The following is a 13,393-nucleotide window of genomic DNA, read 5'->3' on the forward strand; positions in this document are numbered from 1 at the left end:
GGCTAAAGCCACATTCCAATTCAACTAGTGTCGTTAAAATGCTACATGTAATTGAATTCCGAATTGCCTTCTGCCCCGATTCCTATCGGGGCTGGAGGCACCGAAATGATTGCTAATCCCCTTCCCTTCCGCTCGGGTAATTGCCTCACCCCTTGACAATTTCTACTTCCAAGCCTAAAAACTCTTCCAAGGTATCCGAAAAACGCTGTGCTTCCCAGATCTCCAGATCCAGGCTCTCTTCCCCGAATAGCTTGATGCACAGCTTATCCTCCGAAGGGATGCAATAGACGTTTTCCACCCATTGATTTTTGGTTTTATCCAATCCTACTGCGACTCTCAAAATCCCTGAAAGTCCTTTGACCAATCTTCGTAAATTCTTATCCAGCTTTTTGAACTTTTTGTGACGTTTTTTTGGACCGGATTTCCTGTGGTATCTGGACAGATGGGCCAGTATGGTGAGTTCATCATTGTTGAAGCCCCTCAGCCTTCCCTTCAAAATCAAATACCTGGAATGCTTATGGAAATCCTTAAAATTCACATACTGACCTATATCATAGATCAGACTTGCATGGTGCAGCAACTCCCGGCTTGAATCCTCCAGGCCGTGCAGGTCTTTCAGTTGGTCAAAGAGCTGAAGTGCTAACTTCGATATATGCTTTTTCTCCTCGATATCGGTATCATAGCGCAAGGCCATCATCAGCGAACTGCTTTCACGGACATCTTTACCCTGCTCCAGTCGGTCTAGTTTCTGGCCATTTTTCTCAAGATAGTCAATGATCAATCCGTCTCTCAAGGAAGCATCAGAAAGGGTGATTTCATCCACCTTGGACATTTTCAACAACTCCAAAAGCAACAATCCACCCAGATGGATAGCATCCACACGGTTGGCACTGATTCCGGGAATAGCTGCTCTTTTCCCAGGCTCAAGTTCCAGGAGCTGAGAGATGATTTTTTCCAGATCCTTTATTTTGACCACCTCAGCATTGACGGAGCTGATGATGGTTTTATTAGTTAGTGCCAAAGCTGCCTCTCCCAGGGTTCGGATGGTACCTGAAGTCCCTACTACCTTGGAAAAACCCACCTGTGAAGCTTTTGGAATGATTTTACCAGCAATGGAACGGATATGTTCTTTCAGGTCTTTTTGCTGTTTTCTGTCCAGAGGATTCTGATTTCCTACCAGATCCAATAGTCTCAGGACACCCAATTTCATACTGCTCATGAACAGTACTTCTTCCCGATTTCCTACCACTGCCTCAGTACTTCCACCGCCTATATCAAGGACCATAGCATTTTCTTTGCCTAGATCTATGGTTTTGTTCACTGCCAAAAAAATCAATCTGGATTCCTCTTTTCCGGAGATCAACTGGGGTGATAATCCCACGTCCTGTATCAATCGGTCTAAGAATTCCCTACCGTTTTTGGCTTCACGAGTGGCGGAGGTAGCTGCAGTGATGATATGCTCCACCCCATATTGGTCGGCAAGCTTCACATACCTGGAGATGGTTTGCAGGCCATTGTCAAAGGCTTCCTGACTGATTACCTTATTTGCAAAAACCCCGACACCGAGTTTGACCATTTCCTTCTCCTGAACCAACACTTCATAAGTTTGTCTCGAGGTGACTTTAACGATTATCATGTGAATGGAATTGGTTCCGATGTCTATGGCAGCGAGATTCATGGATCTTTTTTTGGGATTGATGAATATTAAAAATACACTATAAAAAATAAATAAGCTGTTCGAGATTAATAATCACGAACAACTTAAACAAACCCTTCCTCGTTTTGGCGAACCGTCATTTTCTCAATTGACATCTTCCTGGCCAAAACCCGGAAATAATGGATTCTTCGTCAACCCCGAGCTGAAGCTCGGAGCTACAAAAAATGCCGTCCCTATGGGACTTCCCTACCCTCGATCAAATAGATAATTCTCGGCATTATCAATCCCGTAGCCTGTGTCTCATAGACCAATACATCTACCAGACCTTCCCTCGTTTTGGCAAGCCGTAATTTTCTCAATTGACATCTTCCTGGCCAAAACCCGGAAATAATGGATTCTTCGTCAACCCCGAGCTGAAGCTCGGAGCTACAAAAATACCGTCCCTTTGGGACTTCGCTGTCTGGGTGTAGGTGCTTTCCTCAAAAACTATTTGTTACCTAACCTGTTCTTTGATTGAGCAAGGCTCGAACTCGACCCTGCTAAAACACAATGCATATGAAAGCTTTACTTTTAACCTTCTTTCTCCCCTTACTTATGAGCAGTTTACTTGTTTTTGATTTTAGTGCTAATTCTGATTGGTCCGTTTGGGAAATAGAGAATGACACGGTAATGGGCGGGGTATCGGCTAGCAAATTATCAAAGAGTGAAGCAGGTCACGCGGTTTTTACAGGAACTGTTTCTCTGGAGAATGACGGGGGATTTGCTTCGATGCAATATCATTTTGCACCAAAAAACATAAGCGGCTATACCAAAGCTGTCATCCGCATCAAGGGAGATGGCAAGGATTATCAATTTAGAATTAAAGCCAATCTGAAGGAATGGGCAGACTATATCTATACATTCCATACTACCGGCGAATGGCAAAGCATCGAAATTCCGCTCAACAAGATGGAGCCTTCCTACCACGGAAATAAGCTGAATATCCCTAACTTCAATGCAGATCAAATCCAGGAAGTCCGCTTCATGATCGGTAACGGCAAATCTGAAAGTTTTCGGTTGGAGGTGGATAAGATCGAGTTGCAGTAAAAGGAAAGCGATTCGAGAAATCTCTTCAATATTCCTGACTCCCATCACTCTAGTGCTTTCAATTAAAGATTCATTTACCCGTTAGAAATTCGGCTCAGTCCTGGCGTAGCGAAAAGTTACCGTAGGAACCTTACAGGAAATACTGTTTTAGCTTTAGGCAAAACAATAGAGGCCAATACAGAAAATGGGGCTCTAGTGGTTAAAGTCGCCGTCGATGATTTATAAAAAAATGCCTGACTATCTCCACCATGGCATTTTGTGAGTCGCTTTTTGAGGATGATCAAGCTTGTATGAAATAAAATTTCTTTTTATCTCCGCCCGAATTATATAATTTACTATTCCTCTGATCCTTGCATGTGGTAAGCTACTGGTTGTTCAAATGAATTTAGAAATTTAGCTTGTCCCATATCAAAGGTTAATTTTCTATTGCTAGGTTCAAAAATTCAGGAATTTCAAAAAGTCAATCTTGAATTTGGATAAATAGATGAAGTGCCAATTCAATTACATAACCCAAAATCGAGCAAGTGAAAATCGCACAGCTACATTTTTTTCAACTAATAAAGGAAAGTCTATTCCATAGAAATATAGGGGTCAAACCTCATCTATTGTTTCTGATGCTCATGCCATTAATGGCAATGCATTTCCAACCAAGTTATGGGCAGACTGAATTTACAGAAGTCAGTTTTGAGCAGGGAAATAACCCCAAGAGATCGAAATACTTTTTAACAGGCAAGGTCACACAATTAGAGACTTCCGAACCACTGGCAGGTGTTGCCATTCATATAGACGGAATCTTTGCCGGAAACAATACAGATGCAGCTGGGCAATATGCCCTTACCCTTGATTCAGGAAAACATCGGCTCGTTTTCCGGGAGTTTGGAAAAAAACCAGCTCATTATATTATTTTACTATTTGGAGATGGCAAATTGGACGTAACTCTAGCCGACCGCGATTTTGAATTAGAGGTATTTACGGTACAGGCAGAGGAGCGCGACAGAAATATCCGGAGTCCCATTACCGGTGTCACCAAAATGAACATCGACGAGATAAAACTTGTGCCGGCATTTTTGGGGGAGGCTGATGTGTTCAATGTGCTTCAATCCATGCCGGGAGTGACTTCTGTAGGTGAAGGTTCTGCAGGAATGAATATAAGGGGCGGTCAGGCAGATCAAAACCTGATCATGATGAACGAGGCCATAGTGCTCAGTAACAGCCACGCATTGGGTTTCCTGTCATCATTTAATGGGGATGCGCTCCAAAATTTCACCTTGTTTAAAGGAACAGTGCCTAGCTACTTTGGGGGAAGGAGTGCCTCAGCATTGAACATTGAAATGAGAAAAGGTAACAGGGAAAACTGGAAAGGAAGTGCTTCTTTAGGAACTTCGGTCAGCAAATTCCTGGTAGAGGGGCCTATCGTTCCAGAAAAGACTTCGCTGTTATTTGCCACTAGGTTATCTAACGCTAATTGGCTTTTGGAGAATGCAAATGAAGTTGATGTCAAAAAAAGTAAGATTAACTTCCACGATTTTTACCTGGGGATCAGCCACCAATTTTCTGAGAATAACAGCCTTGATTTCAACCTGCTGAATACCGGAGATTACTTTAGGTTTTCCAATAAGTTTGGATTTGAATGGGACAATCTCGTCGGGTCTTTAACCAGCCGAAACCTATTGACCGATAATTTCTCTCTGGTCGGCTTGGCAGCTTTTGGGTCATTCAACAATGGTTTTTTTGAACCATCTGAAGTAGACCCATCCAAAATTGATAATGGACTTTACTATTTCCAAGGAAAAATAACCGGTTTGTTAACTCTCGAAAAGGTGGACATCAACTTCGGCGTAGAAGCTGTGCAATACCAAATGAGGCCAGAATCGCTCCGTCCTCTAACGGAAGAGTCAGGGATTGCTGCGAAAACAATTCAGAAAGAAAGAGGATTAGAATATGCACCCTTTGTATCAGCTGATTGGAATCCATCAGAAAACTTTTCTGTATCAGGAGGAATCAGGTATTCAAATTATATACAACAAGGACCGGATTCAGTCTATAGATATCAAGAAGGAGCTCCAATGTCGAGATTGACGATTGAAGGAGTTGATTACATAGAGAGCGGACAAGTGGTCAAGTTCAGTGGTTTTGAACCAAGGTTCTCCTTCCGTCGGACATTTGACAACTCCAGTTCAATTAAAGGCGGCTATTCGGTCATGAACCAATACCTTCAAACCATCTCCAATGCTACGGGACCAACTCCAATAGATCTTTGGCAGCTAAGCACAACCTATATCCTACCACAAAGATCCCAAAATGCTTCTTTAGGATATTTCCGAAACTTCAAAGAGGATGAGTGGTCTACCTCTCTCGAGGGTTTTTACAGGACTACGGACAACCAATTGGAGTACCGGGATTTTGCTGATTTGTTTGCAAATCCGCACATAGAGACCGAACTGATCCAAGGGAAAGGCAAATCTTATGGTGCAGAAGTATTGATCCAAAGAAATAGTGGTGGTATCACAGGTTGGCTAGCCTATACCTATACCAGGTCATTAATAAGAACCACCTCTAATTTTGCAGAAATTCAGGTTAATCAGGGCAATTGGTTTGCTACAAATTTTGACAAACCGCATAACATTTCTCTTGTCACCAACATCCATATAGGAAGGGGACGGACTTTCAATACAAATTTCAACTTTTCGTCGGGCAGGCCTGTTACAGGGCTTACCTCCAACTATGTGGTCGGAGGGATTTTTGTTCCAAATTTTGGGAACAGAAATGAATTCAGGATACCAAACTATTTTAGAATAGACATTTCTTACCTCACCAATGGATTTATAAGAAAATGGGATGACAAGATCAATTTTAGTGTCTACAACCTCACAGGTCGCAGAAATGCCTATTCGGTATTTTTTCAAAGAGAAGGCAGAAACCAACGATTGGTACCTTATCAGATTTCAATTTTGGGTACCGCATTTCCATCATTCACTTACACTGTTTCTTTTGGCAAATGATCTCACGCACTAAAAAATCTGTCCGGCTCCTTGTGGTATTATCTTTTTACTTTTTTTTACCGTTTTCCTGTATTGACAAACTTGAGTTTTTGGAAGATAAGCAAGAAGTGCAATTGGTAATTTATGGACTTTTGACCGATGTCAATGAAAGACAAGTCGTCACAGTCTCTGAAACTTCAGCTATTGGCCTCAGGCCAATGGAAATTAGGGATGCTAGGGTTTCCTTATTAACAGCATCTGGAGACAGATTTAGATACGTTCCTAGTGGATTAGGAGAGTATTTCTTAGAAGGATTTGCAGCACTAGAAGGAGAAAGTTATGCCATCGAGGTAATTCTGGAGGATAAAGTCTACCGGTCAAACTATGAGAAGATTCCTGAGCTTCTTGCCGATGATGTAATCAGTTTTGAATTTAATAAAGAACCATTTAGGACTGAGTCTCCGGAATCGGTTTTCACGGTGAATTCGGAGACAACACTGCCTAATTCGACAGATCCCATCTACCTGAGATGGATGGTGGAAGAGACATATTTTTGGCCTTTGGTTTATTTACCGGGGACGGGATTTCCTCCTCCACCTCCCCCGCCTTGTTTTATATCGGATGTCATTGAACCCAATAGACTCAATTTATTTGACGGTTCGGGTAGTAGCACCCGAAAAGGGAATTTTGCATTAGCAAAAAGATTAGTGGACAATTCCTTCCTATATCCATTTTTTGTGAGCGTCAAGCAACTCAGCATCAATCGGGAAGCCTATGAGTATTGGAAGAAAATAGAAACTGTGATCAATAACCAAGGATCCTTATTTGATATTCCTCCTGCTTCGGTGCATGGAAACATCTCCAATGTAGAAGATCAAAATGAAAGAGTATTGGGCTATTTTGAAGTAGCCAAAACCAAGGTGACCAGGATTTATACAACACGTGCAGATGTCCCGTTTAGTCTCGTGGACCCATGTCAGTATTTTCCAAATAAACCTGAAGATTCTTATGCCGCTGAATGCAGGTCTTGCGAAGCGCGCGCAGAAGGCAGAAGTTGGACAAATGACGCACCTGATTGGTGGAAGTTTTAGTGAGATAATTGGCTTTGGTGTAGAATAATTTCTTAAAATGAAAAAGAACCTCTATTCAATATTTAAGCAACTTCTTTGCCTTCTTTCGCTGTTATTTGGAGCATTCTCTTGTATTGAACCACTTGATTTTTGGCAGGAAACACAAGAGGGACAATTGATCATCTATGGATTGTTTACTGATATTGATGATAAGCATGTTGTCAATATTAGTACCTCCGCACCTTTGGCTTTTCGTCCCAAAGGTGTTTCAAATGCAGCCGTTTATTTACTGACCGATGGGGAAAATAGAACACAATATTTCAGCAAAGGAAATGGTGTTTATGAATTGCAAGGGGTGAAATCAACAGAAGGAAAAAGTTATGCTTTAGAGGTGGTTTTGGAAGGGGTGACATATAGGTCAAAATTTCAAGAAATGCCGAAGGTTGTTGGCAAGGACAGTCTCAGCTACCAAGTTGCGTATGAACCGTTCAGATCCTCGCAGGATGAGCATGTTTTTAAGGTCTTTGCAAAATCAGAAATACCGGAAACCAAAGACCAGCTATTCCTCCGGTGGATAGTTGAAGAAGCGCATTATTGGCAGTTGCTCTGGATTCCTCCTGGCACCCCTCCGCCTCCACCCTGTTTTATTTTTGATGTCATGGATCCAACACGAGTTAATTTATTTGACGGGACAGTCACATCGAGTCGACAAACTGAGAGGTTGGTGGCTACCAGGAAATTCGACAATGCCTTCTTATTCCCATATTTCGTAACAGTCAAACAGCTAAGTATCAACAGAGAGGCTTTTGAATACTGGCAACAAATCAATATAGTCCTTAACAACAAAGGCTCCCTTTTTGACATACCGCCCGCTCCGGTATTTGGTAATATCACCAATACTGAAAATCCAAATGAACTTGTGCTTGGCTTTTTTGAGGTTGCAAAATCATCAGTATCTAGATTCTTTGTGACCTCTGAGATTTCTCCCATTTATTTGCAACCAATCTGTGAATACATTCCCGGAAAACCCACCAATCAATATCCAGCAGAATGCCTATCCTGTGAAGGTCGTGCAGCAGGCAGGGATTGGACAAGTACTGTACCTGACTGGTGGGTTTACGATTGACCTGAAAATCAATAGAGTAATCAAAAAATAATATCATAGGTAAAACCCTAAATCTAGATCTGGACTTTGATACCAACAATCGGCCTAATTCCTAGCTTTAACACTCAATTAAACTATTCTTTATCCGTCCAACTTTTGAGGGCTATTCCAAACGCTTCTTTTAGACTAAAGCTTCTTATCTATTTTCATATAACTGAGAATAGTAATCTTGATAAGCTCCGGAAGTTACATGATCCAGCCACTCCTGATTGTTCAAGTACCAATCAATCGTAATTTCAATTCCTTCTTCAAATTGCAGACTTGGCTCCCAGCCTAGCTCTTGTTGGATTTTGGTGGCGTCTATTGCATAGCGGTGGTCATGGCCTGCACGATCCTGGACGTAAGTGATTAGCTTTTCAGAAGTTCCAGCTTCTCGCCCAAGCTTCTGATCCATTTTGGCACAAAGCAATTTCACTATATCTATGTTCTTCCACTCATTGAAGCCACCGATGTTGTAGGTTTCCCCAGGCTTTCCATTGTGAAACACCGTATCAATCGCTCTGGCATGATCTTTCACAAATAGCCAATCTCGAACGTTCTCCCCTTTTCCATAAACTGGAAGTGGTTTGGAATTCTTAATGTTATTGATGCAAAGTGGGATGAGTTTTTCAGGGAAATGATTTGGCCCATAATTGTTGGAGCAATTAGAGACCACGGTTTTCATTTTGTAGGTATTGGCATAGGCTCGTACAAAATGGTCTGAGGCTGCTTTGGATGCTGAATAAGGGGACTGAGGATCATAAGCAGTGGTTTCCAAAAAGAAGCTATCGTCATCAAGTGATCCGTAAACTTCATCTGTGGAAACGTGGTAAAACAAATGATCCGAAAGATTTTCCTTCCAATATTCCTTTGCCGCATTTAACAAGTTGACAGTTCCAAAAACATTGGTCTTCACAAAAGCTAATGGATCCGAGATGGATCTGTCTACATGCGACTCTGCTGCCAGATGGATTACATCGGTGATCTGATACTTTTCAAAAATAGCTGTAAGAGCATTTGCATCTTGAATATCTGCTTTTTCGAATACGTAATTTGAAGCTCCCTCAACTGCTTTTAAATTCTCCAAATTACCTGCATAAGTCAAGGCATCCAGATTGACGATTTTGTACTGAGGGTATTTTTGAACAAAAAGTTGAATCACGTGGCTGCCTATGAACCCCGCACCCCCTGTGATCAATATTGATTTTTTCATGAGATACTATTTATGCTCAATTATCTTTCACCAAGTAAAACCTGAGACCTGCCCGAAAAGAACTTATTTTTTGTAATAGTCTAAATACCATTCGGTAAAGGATCTTACCCCTTGCTCGATTGGAGTATCAGGTTTATACCCAGTATCTCTTACCAAATCAGATACTTCCGCATGGGAAGCTGGCACGTCACCTGGCTGAAGGGGAAGCAGGTTCATTTTTGCCTCCTTACCTAATCCCTTTTCTACCGCATGAATGTAATCCATCAATAAAACCGGGGATGAGTTACCAATATTATAAACTTTATAAGGTGCTTTAGAGCTTCCCGGATCTGGTTTCTGCGGATCAAAATCAGCATTTGGACTGGCGGGTCTATCGGCTACTTTTAGGACTCCTTTTACGATGTCATCTATGTAAGTGAAGTCTCGCTTCATATTACCATGGTTGAATACCTGAATAGGTTCTCCTTTTATGATTGCTTCTGTAAACAGAAACAAGGCCATATCAGGTCTTCCCCATGGTCCGTAAACGGTAAAGAATCTTAAGCCAGTCGTTGGAATATTAAAGAGATGACTGTAGGTATGTGCCATCAGCTCGTTTGACTTTTTTGATGCTGCATACAAACTGATTGGATGATCCACAGAATCTGAAGTGGAAAAAGGCATCTTCTCATTCGAGCCATAGACAGAGCTGGAAGAGGCATACACCAAATGCTTGACAGGATGAAATCTGCAGCACTCAATGATATTCAAAAAGGAAATAATATTGCTTTCTATATATACCTCAGGATGGGTCAAGGAATATCGAACACCAGCCTGAGCTGCCAGATGAATCACTACATCAAATTTCTCTTGAGCAAAAAGCGCTAGCAAGGGCTCCTTTACAGATAAATCCAGCTGAATAAATCTATAGCTGGGCACAGTATCGGATTGCACTAGCTCACCCTTTTTCACCAAATCACGCTGAATTCCCATATGGGCCAAACGGGCATATTTCAGGTTGATGTCATAATAATCATTGACGATATCCAGACCAACTACCTCGTCTCCCCTCTCCAAAAGTTTTTTAGCAACGTGAAATCCAATAAATCCAGCAGTTCCGGTAACCAGGTATTTCATAAAAGAATTTTATTAGGTGATGAAGGCTTAAATATAAGTCATTCGGACGGACTGACCGCCCCAAGAAGGGTTTGATATCTTTCAAAAATTTCTTGGTGAATTTGAGGTCTGTTATAATTTGAAACCACTTCATTATACAATGTCATAGCCATCTGGGTCATTTTGTCCCGCTTTACAAAAGCAAATTCCATTGCTTCTTTTAAAATAGCTACGTCTTTCACCGGAAATATTAATCCCGTCTTTTGTTGGGTAATGAGATCAGTATTTCCAATAATATCAGAGCAAATAACTGGTAACTGCATCGCTCCAGCTTCTAAAAGCACATTTGGAAAGCCTTCGCGATGTGAAGGGTGAACCAATACATCGGCAAGCGCCAAATAATGCGCGACATGATCTGACCAGTCTATCTGTACTATTCGAGGGTGATCGGTAATGATTTTTATAGTCTCTGGACTAAGCGGATTTAGGTCCTGTTCAAAACTGCCAAGAAGTACCAGTTTGGATTTACCCACAATCTTCGAACTCAAAAAAGCATCCACCAATTCCTGAATCCCCTTGTCTTTCACTAATCTACCAACTGATAAAATGATAAAATCATCTTCGCCAGGAAGTATGCGCATGGTGGCAGCTACCAAGTGATTTTCTTTGAGAACTCCACGGTTAAATTTCTCCAAATCTACCCCATTTGATGAGCCTCTACCGATTACGGTCAATTTCTCTGAGGGACAGAGATCATTTTCAAGTACGAAATTTTTAAGCCCATTGGAATTTGGCCAAACCTCAGTACCATAGCTGTAGGTAATCTTCTCCATTTTTTCCAGCAGATTCTTTTTTCCGCCTTCGGCAGCCATGAATGGAATTCCAGCCAGTGTGTGAATTCTCACTTTCACCCCAGCTAATTTTGCAGCGATCATCCCCAACAATCCCGCTTTTGGGGTATGCGTGTGCACAATATCAGGTTGCTCTTTTTTGATCAACTGATACAATTGCCACAGGCATTTTAAATCTTGAAGTGGAGTGATTTTTCGTGTAAATGGAATGACCTCATGCCTAACTCCTTCCTCTTTGACTACTTTAGGAAGTTCTCTACCATCTGCACTCACCATCAGCACATCCCAACCCTGCTCTCTCATAAACTTCATTTGCCCGGCAAGCAATAATTTGAGAGAAATCGGAACGGTGGTTATTCGAATAAGTTTTGGCATCAAAAAGGGATTCTATCTAAAACGACGAAGGTAAGACTTTTGAGTCTTTTAACCCTTAAAAAAGTGCAAATGGTATTCCAAATGAGTTGTTACAATATTTCTATGGTGCGAATTTCCCAATTTACCAATCCGTTTCCTGTTGTTCTTCTAATCTGTTGCGAATAAATTGGCCAACCCCAACCATGCATCACTGTTACATCTTCTCTTGTGTTGGTGATTTCTCCTGCTTGAAGCATTAAAGTATCAATATCATCATCCGAGCTATCGGGAATAAAGGCCTTAAGTAGTTCACGAGTTTGAGCTACTAATTGCTCAGCGTCTGCTTCTACAAAAGAAACAAGTCTGAAATCGTTATCTTCTTCGAAAATCTCTTCTAATTCCACAAAAAAATCCCCATCTACTAAGCCTTGATCATACAATCCGGGGAGCTTCATTTTACCTGTTAAAGACTCGTTTAAACGTAATTTTGCCCCATGATAATTCAAAAATTGGAATACGTCCTTAGTGCTAGATAGTTGTACCTGCGATTGTGTTTGATTTGCCCCATACATGGAATCAACGAGCTGATTTACATTGGGAAGTGTATCAAAATCAACTAATAACTGCTCCCTTACTTTATCATAATAATCGCGTATTTGCTCCCAATTAACCAGAGTTTTGAATGTCCCAAGGTTATTGGTTTTAAAAATCACCACATCTCCTCCTTCAATATCCCTTGCTCTATTTGCTACTTCCTCGAGTGATTCATTACCTGGCCCAAACGAATTTTGAAGATCTCTATAAGTCCATTTTACAGTGTATTCAACATCAGTCGAATCCAATATCTCCATATCCACCAAATAAGAAGTAGTGCCATGAAAAGTTGTGTCTTCACCGTTTACAGTAATATTTTCTAGCACCATAGAATAGGAAGTTATTTCTCCTAAATCCCAGTATGCTATAACCTGCACGGTTGAATCCTCCATATTAATCTGAGCGTATCCCAACTGTGAAATGATCAGTAACTTGATCAGCAAAAATAATTTCCTTTTCATAGCCGAATAATTTACCCGCAAGAAAGCTATTTTCTCGAATCAAACTACAACCTGCATTATAAAAATGGGCAGCTATTACTCAGGAAAAACACAAATGACTGGTTAACAGCGCAGAATATAAGTGAAGCAGCTAATCCCCTTCTTCCAACTGAAAAATCTCTTCAAGACTTACAGAAAAGACTTGAGAAATTTTCAGTGCCAGCACTGTAGAAGGCACATACTTCCCAGCCTCTATGCTGTTGATTGTTTGCCTGGATACGCTGACTTTTTCCGCCAGGTCCTGCTGAGTCATATTATGTCGGGCACGTTCAATTTTTATGGTGTTTTTCATCGAACCTATATCAAAAAGCAAGGGTAGATTGCCCCTGTTTGTAAAGAACCCATTTGAATCGTCCGATGAAAATTAGTTGAATACTAAAGAGTATTTTAGAAAGCATAATAGCGTCAGTTTAGATTAGTCTTTGGTAGCCATGAATTTTTGGTACTGAAATGCTGCATAGACGTAAGCATTCAATAGAAACAAAACCAAATAGGCTGTGAATATCTCTGAGGTAATTCTATCAAAGCGCAGGTAATTGATCAGCATCAAAGCGCCAACACCCCAGATAAGCCAGTAGGATCCTGTTTGGTATGCCTGAAGCCTAAATGATTTAATCATCTCGTCTTCATCTTTCTCCCTTGAAAGGTTCAATAGGCCAAAGCCAATAGCCCAGCAACCGTAAATCACTTGGGCAGATTCGTCCGGACTAATATCCATTCTAGTAACAGCCATCCCAATGACTAGAAGGATCGGAAGCGGAAAAAACAAAAACGCTACTTTCTTCCAACCTGGAGAAAGTAAGGGCACATGTAATATAGATTTGTTGTTCATAAGACAAGTTGTTTTG

Annotated in this window: 11 protein-coding genes; 4 read left to right on the forward strand and 7 right to left on the reverse strand. The window is 41.1% G+C overall.

Translation table 11 applies throughout. The features are described 5' to 3' along the window. Positions 1-145: 145 nt before the first annotated feature. Positions 146-1,678 carry a Ppx/GppA phosphatase family protein gene (locus ACPUEN_RS05940; RefSeq protein WP_425639192.1) on the reverse strand — a complete coding sequence of 511 codons (1,533 nt, stop codon included), beginning with the start codon at positions 1,676-1,678 and terminating at the stop codon, positions 146-148. A 534-nt stretch (positions 1,679-2,212) separates the two neighbouring features. Between ACPUEN_RS05940 and ACPUEN_RS05945 the strand changes: the two genes are divergently transcribed. The 4 genes from ACPUEN_RS05945 to ACPUEN_RS05960 all read left to right on the forward strand — a co-directional run bounded on the left by ACPUEN_RS05945 (position 2,213) and on the right by ACPUEN_RS05960 (position 7,920). After that, complete coding sequence (locus ACPUEN_RS05945) at positions 2,213-2,743, forward strand: CIA30 family protein (protein ID WP_425639193.1); 531 nt, start codon at positions 2,213-2,215, stop codon at positions 2,741-2,743. 614 nt (positions 2,744-3,357) lie between these two features. Continuing rightward, positions 3,358-5,745, forward strand: a complete 2,388-nt coding sequence (locus tag ACPUEN_RS05950; protein ID WP_425639194.1) for a TonB-dependent receptor — start codon at positions 3,358-3,360, stop codon at positions 5,743-5,745. An 89-nt stretch (positions 5,746-5,834) separates the two neighbouring features. Next, positions 5,835-6,815 (forward strand): DUF4249 domain-containing protein, encoded by a 981-nt coding sequence (locus tag ACPUEN_RS05955; RefSeq protein WP_425639195.1) that lies wholly within the window; start codon positions 5,835-5,837, stop codon positions 6,813-6,815. Between the two features lie 37 nt (positions 6,816-6,852). Then, positions 6,853-7,920 carry a DUF4249 family protein gene (locus ACPUEN_RS05960; protein WP_425639196.1) on the forward strand — a complete coding sequence of 356 codons (1,068 nt, stop codon included), beginning with the start codon at positions 6,853-6,855 and terminating at the stop codon, positions 7,918-7,920. Positions 7,921-8,095: 175 nt separating this feature from the next. Here the strand turns inward: ACPUEN_RS05960 and rfbB are convergent, their stop codons facing one another. The 6 genes from rfbB to ACPUEN_RS05990 all read right to left on the reverse strand — a co-directional run bounded on the left by rfbB (position 8,096) and on the right by ACPUEN_RS05990 (position 13,377). After that, the gene (rfbB, locus tag ACPUEN_RS05965; RefSeq protein ID WP_425639197.1) at positions 8,096-9,151 is read right to left on the reverse strand and encodes a dTDP-glucose 4,6-dehydratase; all 1,056 of its coding nucleotides are present in this window, start codon (positions 9,149-9,151) and stop codon (positions 8,096-8,098) included. Positions 9,152-9,214: 63 nt separating this feature from the next. Beyond that, entirely contained in the window at positions 9,215-10,267 is a 1,053-nt protein-coding gene (locus ACPUEN_RS05970) for an NAD-dependent epimerase (RefSeq protein ID WP_425639198.1), read from the reverse strand. A gap of 38 nt (positions 10,268-10,305) precedes the next feature. After that, positions 10,306-11,472: a glycosyltransferase family 4 protein gene (locus tag ACPUEN_RS05975; RefSeq protein ID WP_425639199.1), complete on the reverse strand. Its 1,167-nt coding sequence runs from the start codon at positions 11,470-11,472 to the stop codon at positions 10,306-10,308. Between the two features lie 89 nt (positions 11,473-11,561). Then, complete coding sequence (locus ACPUEN_RS05980; protein ID WP_425639200.1) at positions 11,562-12,506, reverse strand: hypothetical protein; 945 nt, start codon at positions 12,504-12,506, stop codon at positions 11,562-11,564. Between the two features lie 130 nt (positions 12,507-12,636). Beyond that, a complete protein-coding gene (locus tag ACPUEN_RS05985; protein ID WP_425639201.1) occupies positions 12,637-12,837 on the reverse strand; it encodes a helix-turn-helix transcriptional regulator in 201 nt (66 codons plus the stop codon). Positions 12,838-12,960: 123 nt separating this feature from the next. Next, complete coding sequence (locus tag ACPUEN_RS05990; RefSeq protein WP_425639202.1) at positions 12,961-13,377, reverse strand: hypothetical protein; 417 nt, start codon at positions 13,375-13,377, stop codon at positions 12,961-12,963. Between the last annotated feature and the right edge of the window lie 16 nt (positions 13,378-13,393).

It is taken from the genome of Algoriphagus yeomjeoni (genome assembly GCF_049821175.1).
GTDB lineage: Bacteria > Bacteroidota > Bacteroidia > Cytophagales > Cyclobacteriaceae > Algoriphagus > Algoriphagus yeomjeoni_A.